The organism is Metallumcola ferriviriculae (assembly GCF_035573695.1).
Lineage (GTDB): Bacteria > Bacillota > JADQBR01 > JADQBR01 > JADQBR01 > Metallumcola > Metallumcola ferriviriculae.
This window is the reverse complement of record NZ_CP121694.1, coordinates 620,256-634,270: the sequence shown is the minus strand read 5'-3', so window position 1 is coordinate 634,270 and position 14,015 is coordinate 620,256. Positions and strand designations below refer to the sequence as shown.

Sequence of the window (14,015 nt, the reverse complement as noted above, 5' to 3'; positions counted from 1 at the left end):
CTGCCTATGACCTGAACCGTAACAGTGAAATTACAAAATATATTAAAAGGGCTGTATCCCGAACTTACAGGGACAGCCCTTCTTTTAATTTTCGCTTTTGTAGACTTAGCTTTCTAATAATAATTGAGCCGGCAAGAGTCACCGGGCAGCTATAATAAAAGTGTAATACCCATTGGGCCAAAAATCCCGTAACTACCGGGCCGGAAACCACTCCCAGGGAAAATATGCCGAAAAAATCCTTAATTATTGATGTTATCCAATTTCAGGAGTATTTGGCACTGTTTCCTTGTTGTCTATATTCTTCGAATGACTCCAAAACTAACGCCGGTTAACCTTTCAATTTGTCTAATGGATAACCCTTTCTCTTTACATTTTCTTAAAATGTCATTTCGCCTTTGTTTTTCAAAGCTTTGGATCTCAACTGGACTTTGAACCCCAGAAATCTCTTTTATGAAATCCACGGCCTCTGTATCTTTCCATCTCATATTTTGATCGTACTCTAAACATCTATCATTATTTCCTTCTAAATGAAAGTCCGTAAATAGCTCTATGGCTTTTTCCCTATCTTCAGAAAAGAAATTAAAGGTAAATTCTATATTGCAAATCCTTGGCTTTCCTAGGTATTCTCTGTAACTACTCCATGGGTATATTGAAAGTTTCTTTACTATTCCTGCTTTTAAGGGATTATGATGAATATAACGAAGGACTGTCAAAAAATATCTATCAGTTTCAACCGGTTCACTCTTATATCTATCTTGAAATAAATGACCCCGCCGATTATACTTCCAGTTATACCAATATACATAAGTTGCTCCAATCCTTCGAAACGTTGTTCCTAAATCCTCTTCTCCTTCTTTGAGCAATAGATGTATATGATTACTCATAAAGCAGTAAGCAAAAATTTTACAACCACTTATGTCTTTATGCTGCTTTAGCGTTTCCAACAATTTTTCATAATCCTCATCATCTTCAAATATTATTTGTCTGTTAATTCCCCTTAAAATAACGTGGTAAATTCCTGTGCTGCTTTTCTTTCTCGCTCTTCTGGGCATTTTTACACCCCTATTTTATTTTAACAAATACGAACTTGAAAAACAACACAAAAGAACCGTCCCTCTGTGTCCCCTTGTGTTCCTGCTTTTTAAAAAGAATGGAACTCGGGGTCAAGTTCTTCACCATGACATTTCCAACATACCGCCATATTCACATACCTCTTAATCGCGGAGGACGGGTTTGCGTCGGCATCCTGGGCCTGGGTATCATCAGCGTTACGCATTATCTGTTTAGTGGTACCATGTGCATAATGACATGATAGACATGTTAGTACATCTTCTTGAGATCCTTGGTAAAGCCCATATTCATATACAAAAGATTGTTCCCCGGAACCGTCTACAGATTGGCGGTTAATGGTATGACGGTACGCTGTTGCGTACCTTCCCTCCAAACCACCTCCGGCATCATATTTTTCAGCGTAATAGTCGGTATGACATCCCGCGCAAAACCATGTGATACCGTTTTTGCCTAGGTTAGTGGTTTCGTTGACACCTTGCCATCTAATAATCGTGCCATCCAAACCCTGCTCATAACTATTGCCGCCACCGAGAACATCAACATTGTATGGGCCTACCGGAACCGAATCACCGTCACCCTCGAAATACCCTTTATCAACCTTTACTACCAAGGCCGGTACTATGGCAATCTTTAAGTTGGCGGGAGGCGTATAGCTATCCTTCTTGGTTGCTATTCCTTGGGCATAATTAATAGCAAAGTTATCATTTAAGTGTACGCTGCTCGGCAGTATGTAGCCATCATCCCCTTGATTCTTATCGGGGTCAACCACCATTGGAGTAATAGAAACGTCCACCTCATATACAGCCTGGTAGATTACAGTTTGGGTTTTCCCTAACGAATATGATTCCATATGTAACCAAGGGCCTTCAACAACCTCTCCCTCATACACCGCGCCCCAAACATTAGTCCCGTCCTGGGTACCTATCACTTCCCAACTAGCTACTGTAAGCGCCTGACGCTCTATATTGGCGGGATTAGGCACTAGTAATCTATCACTATATGAGCCGTGAGGTTGGTGGCAGGCGCTGCAGTCAAAGTCGCCTGTCCAAGATTCCGTCTCTGTATCGTTTATGCCGTCACCATTAAGATCAGCATTTAATGACTTATTACCGCCAGGCGCTGTGACTAAGGTTATACTGCCTCTTGCCAAATGCATAGACGCATTGTATACCGTATCAACCACTCCGCCGAAAGAACCTCCGCCTACATTGACATAATCCGCCGCTTCCACTGAACTGTCATAGACGGGAATATCAAATACATTGAGTTTACCTAAGGTGCCATCGTGACATGCGGTGCAAGTGTTGTAAACACCGTTTCGCAGGAGCAGCGAACCCCCTGCGGCGGTGTGAGTCATGTGGCAGGATGCGCAAGCGTTGGTATTTTTCTTAAATTGACCGTGCACATATGGATTACCATCTGCCCGGCGCACTTTGTAATCTTTACTCATGTCATATCCTTCAACAATACCTGTACCGGTACCGGTTTTATTGGCGTTAGTCCCATAAATATATGTTCCTATCGCTCCCATAGGGCCATCCTCCGGCTCCATGTTGTCGTTATAAACCTCGTGGGCCAATGCTGTACCATTAGGAATAACTACAATTAATAAAAGGATTAGTAAAACCAGTTTTTTGAGGTAAGTCTTCTGCATGGAATAGACCTCCAACCGTGCCTCTTTTCGATTCAAATGAAATAAATACCAACATTACCAATAATATAATATATTTCTAGCTAAACAGACAAATTCCTGCACATTTCAAGAAAATAGCCTCACGCTTGTGAAATTTTTATCACGCAGCACCAGTTTTAAAAAGAGTCAAGGAGGAAGGAATCCTGTGGAAAGACTAACAGAAAGAATAACAGACTCCCGAAAAAAGCTTTGGGTGCATAGTTCCAGCCTTAAGGTATTTTACTTAAAACAGGATATATTTCTATAGCCTGGCTAATAAACCTGCCTATGACCTGAACCGTAACAGTGAAATTACAAAATATATTAAAAGGGCTGACTGCGGCTTTAGGCGGAAATGTCCATGTATGTAAAGAATGCGGTCATATTGAGGTGCACTACAACTCTTGTCGAAACCGGCATTGCCCTTCATGTCAAGGAGTTAATAAGGCAATCTGGGTAGATAAAAGAAGTCAGGATATCCTCAATGCCCCCTACTTTCATGTAGTATTCACCATGCCTCAAGAACTTCAGCCGCTGATTTATCAAAACCAGAAACTTTTATATGATTTGATGTATAAAGCTAGTGCCCAAACCCTTTTGGAACTTTCGCGGGATAAAAAATATCTTGGTGCACAGATTGGCTTTTTTTCCTTATTGCATACATGGGGACAAGATCTGCATTTTCATCCCCACATTCATACAGTGGTACTGGCAGGAGGGCTGACAAAAGACAAAAAATGGCGAAACAGCAGTAAAAAGTTCTTTATTCCCGTGAAAGTACTGGCAAAAAAATTTCGCGGTAAATTTCTATACTACCTGAAACAATACTACCGGCAGGACCTGCTTAAATTTTTTAAAGAGGCGGTACAATACCAAAATCCAAAAGCTTTCCAATCTTTACTTAACCAATGCTACACCAAAGATTGGTACACCTATACAAAAAGGACTTTTTCAGGCCCTTTGGCTGTTGTCCAATATCTAGGTCGCTATACACATCGCATCGCCATATCCAATAACAGAATTGTTTCCATGGATAAGGATACAGTCACAATTGCAGTTAAGAACTACAAAAAAGGTGATAAGAAAGGCACAATAACCCTTAAAGGTGTGGAATTCATTCGTCGGTTTTTAATGCATATACTTCCGAAGGGATTTATCAAAATCAGGCATTATGGACTACTAGCTAAAGTATTCTTTTATTGAAATCAAAAGATTGAATCCCCATAGCAAAGTTTGTCTAAGAGAGGCGCGACTTCATTCTTCTAGGGCAATCAAAAATTTTGCGCAAGGTTAATAAAAGGCCCAACAATCAGCTAAATAGCGATAGTTGAGCCTATTTTCGTGCGCAAAACTTCCGATTGAACCCTTCAAGAACCGTCCCCTTGTGTTTTGTGTTTTGCTATGCAGCCCGGTCATGATAATTGATTATTGTAATTTCTGCTCCATTTCCTTTAGCTTCTTCTACTATCTCTTCCAGTTTTAATGCAGTATCATGTGCAATATAATAGTCTCCACATTGTTGACACACCTTTGCAGGTACATTTTTCACAACAATAATTCGCCCCTCAATGTCAACAGTATGATTGACTTCTCCGTCATTAACGTTTGCCTTACAGGCGATACAGTTCATTAAACCTTCCTCCTTCTGGTGCGAAAGTCATCATGCCATTCTTCCTTGTCCGGGAAATACGTGGTAATCATCCAAACCTTATCCTGCCCTAAAGCACATACCGTATGAATGCATCTTCCCTTATCAGTACAGCCTAGTATTAGACAACTTGTATAAGGATAATCATCAAAATACTGTTCAATGATTTCCCCTGATAATATACAGTCCACTACATCTTGAATCTTAATTCCCCTCTGCTGCATACGAGCAAGAATATGATTTCTCCAAACCATTTTGTCTTCAGCAACAAGTCTTGTAATGGTTCCTATATCTATTTTCCTTTCGTCCATATACTTATCTCCCTGAAATCATAATAGACCTTTTAATATCATTATAATTTTGTAGATGCCAGGCACAAGGCACTAGGCACATTTTATTTTAACTTGACTCCATCCTGCAAAATACCTTTACTCAACGGATTATCATTAAAGTCTATTAAACTGAAAGGATGCGGTTCAATCCTGATATCAACTTTTCTTCGAAACTTCATCAATCTAAATCTATCATCAATAACATCACCTGTGAATTCATCTGAAACTACCGCTATATCAATATCGCTATCCTCATCAAAATTACCTCTAATATATGATCCATATACATAGGCTGCTGAAATATTCATTTCCTCCTCAAGGGAATCAATATACTTTTGGGCAATTTGTAATAGTTCCCCCAAACATTAGCAGCTATTTAAGATTGGGTAAATAACATGTCTCTGACAAAAATCATTATAATTTTTTGTTTGCCTAATATTGTCAATTACTATTATATCATATAGTATAAAAAATAATCCAGCCATTTCATGCCTTCAGCCAAACTACATCAGCCCATCAGCATTTCCAGCAGTTTTTTATAATACTGAGCATCCCTATTAAAATCAATGTGAAATGGAGAAACGACACAAAAGAACCGTCCCCTTGTATTCACCCTTTATTTGCTAATTGCCTGTTTTATCAGCATTCTTACAAAAGTAGTATAACCCACGCCGGCTTTTTCAGCCAGGTTCTGTAAGGCCTCTAAGTCACCCTTGGGCACTCTAATTGATATATGTTTCATCTCTCTAGAACTGTTTTCCCCTTTTTGATAGTCAACTCTAGCATCAGAAAGCTCAATGTCAGTTAAGTCAGTGCGGTCAAAGAATTCGGCCATCTCTTTAACCGAGTCAAATTCAGGTATTTTTTTATCACTTACCATGGTAAATCCTCCTTTCAGTCTTGCTCATGTCCAAAGCCATAACCGGAAAAGCTACTCCGTAACCCTCATAGATGTATATAAATTTAATATAGCGACCGCCACCCGTTCGCCCAAGGTAGGCATAGACTTTCTCCTCTTTATTCCTTCTGGCCTGAGAAACAAAAAAAGTTTTGCCTTGTTGATCACTAAAGATAGCTTCTTCCACTTCGTCGGGCAAAAGGTTATGTCTGGCTATATGAGCTTCTCTGTCAACTGTCCATCGAATGGATTTTATCAGCATCATATCTACACACCCCACCTGTTAATATAATTGTATCACATTGTATCACAAAATCAATGGTTTTGTTGGTATGCTGGTGGCAAACGAAACGTCCCCTTGCCACTCCCAAAAGAACCGTCCCCTTGTGTCTTTTCTATTTGCTTTTATAATAAAGCTCATTTGGGCAAATATCTTCTCCTGATGGCCATTCCAGTGTTATGTCACTTACTTTAACAGCTTTAAAAATGTTTTTATTCTTCAAATCTCTATAAAAAGGCTTTTCAATTAGCGAGGACATATCATATATTTTAGTTTCTCCATTATCAAATGTAACTTGTAAACAATAGTTATCCAAAGGTTTAACTGTTTTTGGTCTAGGCACCATTATAGATCACTCCAATCCTTTTATTTTAAAATACTCTCCAGTCTCTTGAATAGTCTTCCATAACGCTTCTAGTTCCTCCTGATGAATTGTAGCCCATGCAGCAATAAGTTTCTGTTGTTTTTTTGGAATATTACCAGTAATAATATCGCCTTCAAGAGTAAATGAACCTGAAAATTCCCCATAAACAGCATGAAAATGCGGTAAATGATGCTGTTCCTGATCATTATAAAACATCCTTATTAAAATCCCATAAAATTGAGAAATCAACGGCATACTATCACTCTCCCACAAACCCTTTTCTACTAAATTTAGTTTACCATAAATTATTAATCAAAATCAATTTAATAACAATCCTGTGGTGCAAAACACAAAAGAACCGTCCCCATGTGTCACCCTACATGTGTCACCCTATGGGAGGATTTTTCTCGGGTAATATATAATACTTAAACTAATACTTAAACTTATGTCGATTAAGGTTAGGGTAAACTATAATTTGGAGGTCAAAAAAGTGAGAAGGACAAGGAAAACATTTGTCATGCTTCTATCGTTAGTTATCGTATTTTCGGCATCGTCATACGCTGCAGCTGAGGAAAGATTTGCTTCTTGGACCGGTAATGAATGTTCGTACTGCCACGACAGCAGTAGACACTTGAATGAAAATGGTAAAGCCTATCTTGAGGCTGGGAAACCACACGACTACGGCTGGAAAAACATCTCTACGCCAGAGCCGTCCTCTGAACCTCAGCCTACACCGATTCCAGCACCCATATCTAAACCAAATAATATCATCTTGAAAATCGGCGACCCATATATGAAAGTAAATGGGCAAACGACGGAAGTTGATCCAAGAAGAGAGACTAAGCCTTTGATTGTTAAAGGCAGGACGCTTTTACCGATAAGAACCATAGTTGAAACAATCGGTGGAAATATTGATTGGGATAGTGCACTTCAACAAGTGTTGATATCGCTGGATGGCAATACCATTAGGTTGGTTATTGGTTCCAATGAAGCTTATAAAAAGGATACACAATCTCAAAAGTGGGTATTAACAAAAATAGATGTTCCTGCGCAAATAATAAACGAGCGAACCATGGTCCCTGTAAGGTTCGTTACTGAAAGTTTAGGTTTGTCTATAGACTGGGATCAAGAAACAAAAGCAGTCACAATTACTTATTAAGAAATGGGTTCTAGTGGAGATACTTCAAAAAACGAAGTATCTCTTTTTTTTGGGCAGATTTTAACCATAATCCTATATAGGTCTGCACTTTTTTCTTGATATTCAATATTTCAGCGTATTCAAATAGCTTTCTCACATTTTTTTTTGTCCCCTTGCCAGGCACCGAATATAAATTTGGCTAATAACAAACTAATATTATATAAAAGTAAGGGGTGAATTTATGCTTGAAGCGGCACTATGGGGTGGCGTAGCTGGGTCTACCGTTTTGCTTGGCGCGGTAAGCGGGATGGTCTTTCATTTTAAAAGATGGCTACTTAGTGCTGTTATGGCGTTTGGCACCGGTGCACTGCTGGGTGCCGCGACATTTGAACTGCTAGGACAGTCAATCCTAGCACTGCTGTTCCACTTAAAGTTTGCGAGTTATCTTACTGCCTACAAATGATTTCCTCTATCCGCTAGAATACTTAGAATACTTTGGCATCTCTATAACATACGGGAAGACCAACTCATAGAACGTGCCTTCTATTTAAGCCTGATAATATATACAGTCCACTACATCTTGAATCTTAATTCCCCTCTGCTGCTCCAGTTTCACTTTTTTTCTAGCTTCTCTTGGCATTGCTTCTAACACTCATGAAAAGGTAAATATCGAATGCCCCTGCAACCTTAGTATTTTTTTTGAGCTCGGCCATCGTTTCGCCTTCGACGATATGTAAAAAACGACACAAAAGAACCGTCCCCTCGTGTCCTCGTGTCCTCGTGTCCTCGTGTGTCCTTGTAATTTTTGCAGCTTTGAAGGAAAAAGTTCGAACTGTGATGAAATTTAACTGTAGAAACTATTGGAGCAGGTGAGATTATGGAACAGGAAATGAAGATATCTTTGTTTGATATGGTGATGGCCTTATCAGATGCAATGGACCTTGTTAGCAGGGAAGTGGTAGACCATCATAAAAAGGTATCCTATATTAGTTACTGTATTGCTACCGAAATAGGACTGCCGGAAAGTGAAAAAGAGAATATTATGCTGGCAGGTGCTCTCCATGATATGGGTGCCTTTTCTCTGGAAGAAAGAATCGGTGCGCTTAACTTTGAACTGGATCATCCCCATGACCATGCTGAGGCAGGTTACCAAATATTAAAAAAATTTGCTCCTTTTGGAGAAATTTCTAATTTGATACGTTTTCATCATGTACCATGGAACCTGGGGGAAGGAACTAATTTCAGTGGTGAAACAGTTCCTATGGGAAGTCATATTATTCATCTTTCGGACCGGATTAGTGTTTTGCTCAATGGGAAAAAAGAAGCCCTGGGCCAAGTTGATACTATTCGTAATAAAATAGAAAATCACAGGGGTACTTTGTTTGTTCCGGAGATTGTAGATGCATTTCATAGTTTAGCGGATAAGAGTTTTTTCTGGTTTGATATATCTTCTTCCATGCTGTCTGGGCTTATTGAGCGGAAAGTTAGGTGTAGCCCTGTTCAGCTGAATTTGCAGCAATTAGCTCATTTGGCCAGCGTTTTTGGGCAAATGATTGACTTTCGCTCTTCTTTTACGGCAAATCACTCAACCGGCGTTGCCGCTAGTGCCTCAGAACTGGCAAAACTGTTTCAGTTTTCCGATAAGGATTGTTTTACAATGAGAATTGCCGGTTACCTTCACGATTTGGGGAAACTTGCTGTAGCACCGGAAATATTGCAAAAACCAGGAAAACTTAACGCTCACGAACGTAATATTATAAAAAGTCATACTTATTTCACTCATCGCATACTGGAACGCATTCATGGCCTGGAAACGATTAACAAATGGGCGTCATTACATCATGAGCGATTGGATGGCAAGGGGTATCCCTTTGGGAAAAAGGCATCGGAGTTGTCACTAGGAAGCAGGGTTATGGCTGTGGCGGATGTTTTTACTGCTATTAAGGAAGATCGCCCCTACCGAAAGGGCATGGACAAGGCCGAGTCTTTACAACTGCTTAAGAAATTGGCAGATAATCAAGCTTTGGACCCGGAAGTGGTACATAAATTGACAAAAAATTATTCAATAGTTAATTCCGTACGTGAACTTGACCAATCAATGTCGGTGAAGGAGTATCAGGAATTTCTACAAGCCACTTCTTAGTTTATAGTCTCAATAAAGGTGAGCTGAGAATGAAAATTAGAACCTTAAGAGACAGGGGGACGTTTCTCGTGTCCTTTTAGGTGAGCGAATTTTGTAGGGTCAAGTAGGCGGAACCTCACAGTTCCAACCCCTCACAGAACTTATCCCGACTTTTTAGTTATCCTGAATTCAGGATTACAGAACCGTGCTTGCGCCATTAACGCACACGGCTCTTCACTTCATCATTTACATCAAATAGCTTTGTCCGGCGCCTAAATCAAATATGCTCACATATGTTTTCGCTCTTGGTAATGGATATTTCTTGAGGAACAGTGCGAATTTATTCCAGTTAAAACTATTTTTCTGACTTCTGCGGTTTAACCATTTGAAGATTAGGCTTCTGTTAATTCCCCTTAAAATAACATGGTAAATCACTGTGCTGCTTTTCTTTCTTGCTCTTCTGGTCATTTTACACCCATATTTTGTTTTAACAAATTCGAACTTGAAAAACGACACAAAAGAACTGTCCCCTTGTGTCCCTCTGTTTTACCGGTTCTCCTATGATATAATTAGTTAAAGCAATTTTAAAGGTAGCTCAAAATCAAAAGAGAGGTGTTATTCATGAGTTCCAAAGCTGATGAGCTGTTTTCCATAATTGAAGATCTACCTGTAGATGTAAAAACCGCATTGGTTGAAAAAATACTTGCCAGCATCTACCCTACTCAAAAAGAGATAGAAGAAGAATGGAAGAAAGAGATTGAAGAAAGAGTCTATGAGTTTCAAACTGGTAAGGTTCAACTTATCCCCGGGGAGGAAGTTTTTAAAGAAATTCAGGAGAAGTTTGATAAATGAAATATTATTTTCATTCAAAAGCAAAAAAAGAATTCTTAGATGCTATAGAGTATTATGAATCGTGTAGTAAAGGCCTTGGCTTGGAATTTACCAATGAAATCTATAGTACCATACAACGAATAATCCAAATGCCTAACGCCTGGTCTGAGTACACCGAAAACACCAGAAAATGCTTGACTAAACGTTTTCCGTTTGGGATAGTTTACCAAATCTCAGAAGATAAGAAAAAGATAAGGATATATGCCATTATGCATCTTAACAGAAAACCGGATTATTGGACAAAAAGATTAAAATAACTTGAGAGAGAATATTCAGCTTTATCCTTTTCAGGTTCGTCATCCACCTCCCTAAAAACGAACCGCAAGAACCGGCCCTCTGTGTTCCAGTTATACCGTATGTTCCTCATAAACTGTAATTATTATAACATCTGGGGGAAGAGAAAGCTGTATATGCAGTTTCCTTTCCTTCCTTTCAATTTAATTTTATCAGTTTTAATAGTGCATACAAGAAATAAAACAACCCTTCTAGTTCTTATAATAAATGCTATGTAAAAAAACGACACAAAAGAACCGTCCCCCCCGTGTAACCGAAAACCGACACAAAAGAACCGTCCCCTTGTGTCCTCCCTTACTTTTATTATATCATTATTTCAAAAAACCCCACCTATAAAAGAACGTTTTAATTAAAGAACGTTTTAATTATCCAGTCCCGATACGATAAATAAAATTTATGTGGGGCCAAATCAAGTAACCTGTCCGCATGTCCCCTCATTAATTAGTGAATAATTCAAGCCTGACCCCCTTATAACCAAAAAAAGCGAGACACTATAATAGGGTCTCGCTTTCTGGTCTTTAGTATTACTTTTTAAGGTTAGTCGCTAACAACTATCCAATCTAGCATGTTCACACTAGTGTCAGCTTCTTTGCCGAATTCTACGAAGTCACCATCAAATACTTCATCTAACTCGATATATACCGGGTCATCGCCAGTAATATCGTAGATTACAGTATCTTCATCGATGATGTACTGTGTACCTGCAATGTCGATAGCATTACGGTCAGCATCAACATCATAGACTTCTGAAGTTACACTAGTAGTCAGTTTGTCGATTGACGCAAGGTCGTCACCAGACTTCTCGAAGGAAATCAGTACGCCTTCCTCTGCAGCATCAAGGTCTACGTTATTGTCCTTAGCATTAATCTCAGAAGTAGTTCCAGCAATATCTACAAAGAGATATTCACCATCCGAGTTAACACCTTTGTCAAGAACCATAGCGTAATCAGTTGAACTGCTTACAGTTGCATTCATCCACAGGTAATCGATTTCATTACCATCTGCTTCAAAATCAACTGTAGGAGTATTTCCGCCATCAATGTAGTCAACCAGATCATTTACACTTACAACTTCAGCGTCATCAGTACCGTTAGCATTAAAGATAACGCTATCACTATCTAAGAAGTACCAACTGTTGTTGTCAATTTGTATGCGGTCACGGTCAGTGTCCACATCAGTAATATCAACAGCACCGATTCCACGATCGAACCAGTAATCAATAGCGCCATCATCAGCAAGGTCAAACTCAACATAGTCGCCTTCATCAGCAGCAAGTGCAGCATCATCACTGTCACTATTTACATCGTAGGTAACTTCCTTGCCGTTGGATAACAATACTGTTACTTGGTCAGCTTCAGTTATCTGGTTTCCACTTGAATCAGTATCACCAGTAAGTTTATAGTCAACGTCACTTACCACACCGTAGATAGTGCTGCCCGCGGAACCTTCAACTTCGGAAATAACCAGTTGAACGTCGCCAGCAATATTGAATACTGCAGTAACCTCTTCACCGTAGAACTTAGCAAGGTCAAAGGAATCGAAGTCCTCGCCACCATTCTTGGATACCCAAGCGTTAGCAGCAACATCATACTTAACTCCGTCTATTTTTATTTTTGCTCCGTTATCATAGGAAGCTTCCAGTTCGCCGCTAGCTTGTCTAGCAACACTGTAAGCACGCAGGTAGTAGTCTACGCCGAGACCGGAACCAAAGTTATAAAGCAGGTCGTTCTCTTCTAATTCACTAACATCTACAATCTTACCATCTCTGAATAAGATGTAATCAACGTCATCTTCGTCAAGGTCGGAAGGAACAGTAGTATCACCTGTTTCCTTAACTACGATTCTGTCATCAGACCTAACTTCTTTAACAATTGCAGGAACAGGATAGATAGCTACTTCCAAACGAACAACATCACCATCGTCGTTTAAAGCAACTTTAATTACGTCTGCTGTAAATTCAGTGTCATCAGTTGGACTGACCAAAGAAGTTACATTAGCGTAATAGCTATCTGCAAAGTCATAATTTTCATCATCAATATCAATGTCTGTGTAATCGCCATCGGAGTTGATATCAAGAGTTGCTGCATCATCAACAAAGAAACCATAATCTTGAACCTCAGCGAATACGATTTCATCGTCATCGTTAACAATGTAGTCAATTACATGGTCATCCAATGCCGCAACAGTAGCCGCACCAGAGAATTTAGCATCTCCGTTTACAACAACGCTACCGCTGTCTGTAACAACCTGAAACTCGTCGCCGTCATATTTCCAGCCAAGTACTACTTTGTCCTTAGTTATGCTGCCCTCGAACTTATCTTCAAGCAGACTAACTTCTACAGTATTGCTTCCCTCAACCATAGTTTGCTCTTCAAACTTTTCCTTGTCATTATCCCACTCAACGATTGTTGCGTCTAAAGTAGCAGCAGCCATTACAGCTACGTCGCCACGCTTGGCAGCTGCTTTAGCGGAGAAAGCAACATCTTCTGTGATATCCAAGTCGGCAGCCTTAACAATGTAGTCTACCGGCCAGGAACCAGCCAAGTTATCGTTGTAACCCAAAATTCTTAACAGAACAGTTACAACCTCAGAATTAGAAATTGTAGCAGCGGGCTTGAAGGTACCATTAGGATAACCTTTTACATAACCTTGACTAGCAGCCAGGTTAATCCAACCAGTGTACCATGCACCAGTTTTTACATCACTGAAAGCAGGTGTAGCATCTTTCAGCAAGTCAGCGCTGCTTCCCAATCCAGCAGCCACAACAGCAATTTTAGCAAATTCAGCGCGAGTAATGTTACCATCGGGCTTGAAAGTGCCGTCTTCATAACCGTTGATAACTCCGAGAGCATTAAGCTTCACAATGTCAGACTTGGCAGCGCTGTCAGCAATGTCGCTGAAATCAGCAGCGCTAGCGATGCCTGCGAAGCCAAGTACTAATACTGCTACGGTTAATAGTGCAATAATCTTAGAGTACTTCTTCACTTCAAAAATCCCCCTTTTAATTTTGTTTGGTTTCTCCATGAACCAAAAATGTAAGTAACTTTACTGCCTTGCGGGCAGCTAGGACCGAGTTTTTCTGGGCGATCCCTCCCTTCAAAGATTTTTTATGCAATTAACCCAAAGACCTAAAGGTAAAAACCTTTAGTATATTTTAAGGCGCCTCCCACTCTCCATAAAGCGAGGACACGCTTAAAAGCAGACAAAAAGACAGAATAAACCCGAATATTTAATATGTATATTCGACTTTTGGTATTAATTACCTGCTTTTCCACATCAATCTTGAATAAAATCTGGACATTCTG

15 protein-coding genes and 1 pseudogene are annotated in these 14,015 nt (G+C 39.7%); 6 read left to right on the top strand and 10 right to left on the bottom strand.

Annotated elements, in window-relative coordinates; all coding sequences use genetic code 11:
- Nucleotides 1–293 precede the first annotated feature (293 nt).
- Together MFMK1_RS03315 and MFMK1_RS03310 are read right to left on the bottom strand one after the other, a co-directional pair.
- Complete coding sequence (locus MFMK1_RS03315; RefSeq protein WP_366923744.1) at nt 294–1,052, bottom strand: transposase; 759 nt, start codon at nt 1,050–1,052, stop codon at nt 294–296.
- 89 nt (nt 1,053–1,141) lie between these two features.
- Complete coding sequence (locus tag MFMK1_RS03310; protein WP_366923743.1) at nt 1,142–2,725, bottom strand: cytochrome c3 family protein; 1,584 nt, start codon at nt 2,723–2,725, stop codon at nt 1,142–1,144.
- A gap of 339 nt (nt 2,726–3,064) precedes the next feature.
- Between MFMK1_RS03310 and MFMK1_RS03305 the strand changes: the two are divergent.
- Nucleotides 3,065–3,928, top strand: a pseudogene (locus tag MFMK1_RS03305) (IS91 family transposase); the annotation flags it as partial.
- A 214-nt stretch (nt 3,929–4,142) separates the two neighbouring features.
- Here MFMK1_RS03305 and MFMK1_RS03300 read toward each other — a convergent pair.
- From MFMK1_RS03300 to MFMK1_RS03270, 7 genes are all read right to left on the bottom strand, one after another.
- A complete protein-coding gene (locus MFMK1_RS03300) occupies nt 4,143–4,373 on the bottom strand; it encodes a type II toxin-antitoxin system MqsA family antitoxin (protein WP_366923741.1) in 231 nt (76 codons plus the stop codon).
- Nucleotides 4,373–4,702 carry a DUF4258 domain-containing protein gene (locus tag MFMK1_RS03295; protein ID WP_366923740.1) on the bottom strand — a complete coding sequence of 110 codons (330 nt, stop codon included), beginning with the start codon at nt 4,700–4,702 and terminating at the stop codon, nt 4,373–4,375. The genes MFMK1_RS03300 and MFMK1_RS03295 overlap by 1 nt, the downstream gene beginning before the upstream one ends.
- Before the next feature lie 83 nt (nt 4,703–4,785).
- Nucleotides 4,786–5,031, bottom strand: a complete 246-nt coding sequence (locus tag MFMK1_RS03290) for a nucleotidyltransferase domain-containing protein (RefSeq protein WP_366923739.1) — start codon at nt 5,029–5,031, stop codon at nt 4,786–4,788.
- Nucleotides 5,032–5,339: 308 nt separating this feature from the next.
- Complete coding sequence (locus MFMK1_RS03285) at nt 5,340–5,603, bottom strand: CopG family antitoxin (protein ID WP_366923738.1); 264 nt, start codon at nt 5,601–5,603, stop codon at nt 5,340–5,342.
- Nucleotides 5,593–5,886: a hypothetical protein gene (locus MFMK1_RS03280; RefSeq protein ID WP_366923737.1), complete on the bottom strand. Its 294-nt coding sequence runs from the start codon at nt 5,884–5,886 to the stop codon at nt 5,593–5,595. The genes MFMK1_RS03285 and MFMK1_RS03280 overlap by 11 nt, the downstream gene beginning before the upstream one ends.
- A gap of 130 nt (nt 5,887–6,016) precedes the next feature.
- Nucleotides 6,017–6,247, bottom strand: a complete 231-nt coding sequence (locus MFMK1_RS03275; protein ID WP_366923736.1) for a DUF2442 domain-containing protein — start codon at nt 6,245–6,247, stop codon at nt 6,017–6,019.
- 6 nt (nt 6,248–6,253) lie between these two features.
- On the bottom strand, nt 6,254–6,520 hold the full coding sequence (locus tag MFMK1_RS03270) for a DUF4160 domain-containing protein (RefSeq protein WP_366923735.1): 267 nt from the start codon (nt 6,518–6,520) through the stop codon (nt 6,254–6,256).
- 235 nt (nt 6,521–6,755) lie between these two features.
- Here MFMK1_RS03270 and MFMK1_RS03265 point away from each other — a divergent pair, with 235 nt between their 5' ends.
- The 5 genes from MFMK1_RS03265 to MFMK1_RS03245 all read left to right on the top strand — a co-directional run bounded on the left by MFMK1_RS03265 (nt 6,756) and on the right by MFMK1_RS03245 (nt 10,673).
- Nucleotides 6,756–7,424: a copper amine oxidase N-terminal domain-containing protein gene (locus MFMK1_RS03265; protein WP_366923734.1), complete on the top strand. Its 669-nt coding sequence runs from the start codon at nt 6,756–6,758 to the stop codon at nt 7,422–7,424.
- 220 nt (nt 7,425–7,644) lie between these two features.
- Nucleotides 7,645–7,866 (top strand): ZIP family metal transporter, encoded by a 222-nt coding sequence (locus tag MFMK1_RS03260; protein WP_366923733.1) that lies wholly within the window; start codon nt 7,645–7,647, stop codon nt 7,864–7,866.
- Between the two features lie 414 nt (nt 7,867–8,280).
- Entirely contained in the window at nt 8,281–9,546 is a 1,266-nt protein-coding gene (locus MFMK1_RS03255) for an HD-GYP domain-containing protein (RefSeq protein WP_366923732.1), read from the top strand.
- Nucleotides 9,547–10,146: 600 nt separating this feature from the next.
- Nucleotides 10,147–10,377, top strand: coding sequence for an addiction module protein (locus MFMK1_RS03250; RefSeq protein WP_366923731.1), 231 nt, complete (start codon nt 10,147–10,149; stop codon nt 10,375–10,377).
- The gene (locus tag MFMK1_RS03245) at nt 10,374–10,673 is read left to right on the top strand and encodes a type II toxin-antitoxin system RelE/ParE family toxin (protein ID WP_366923730.1); all 300 of its coding nucleotides are present in this window, start codon (nt 10,374–10,376) and stop codon (nt 10,671–10,673) included. Before MFMK1_RS03250 ends, MFMK1_RS03245 begins: the two co-directional genes overlap by 4 nt.
- Before the next feature lie 574 nt (nt 10,674–11,247).
- On the opposite strand, the gene MFMK1_RS03240 is transcribed toward MFMK1_RS03245, so the two are convergent.
- The gene (locus MFMK1_RS03240; protein WP_366923729.1) at nt 11,248–13,695 is read right to left on the bottom strand and encodes an S-layer homology domain-containing protein; all 2,448 of its coding nucleotides are present in this window, start codon (nt 13,693–13,695) and stop codon (nt 11,248–11,250) included.
- Between the last annotated feature and the right edge of the window lie 320 nt (nt 13,696–14,015).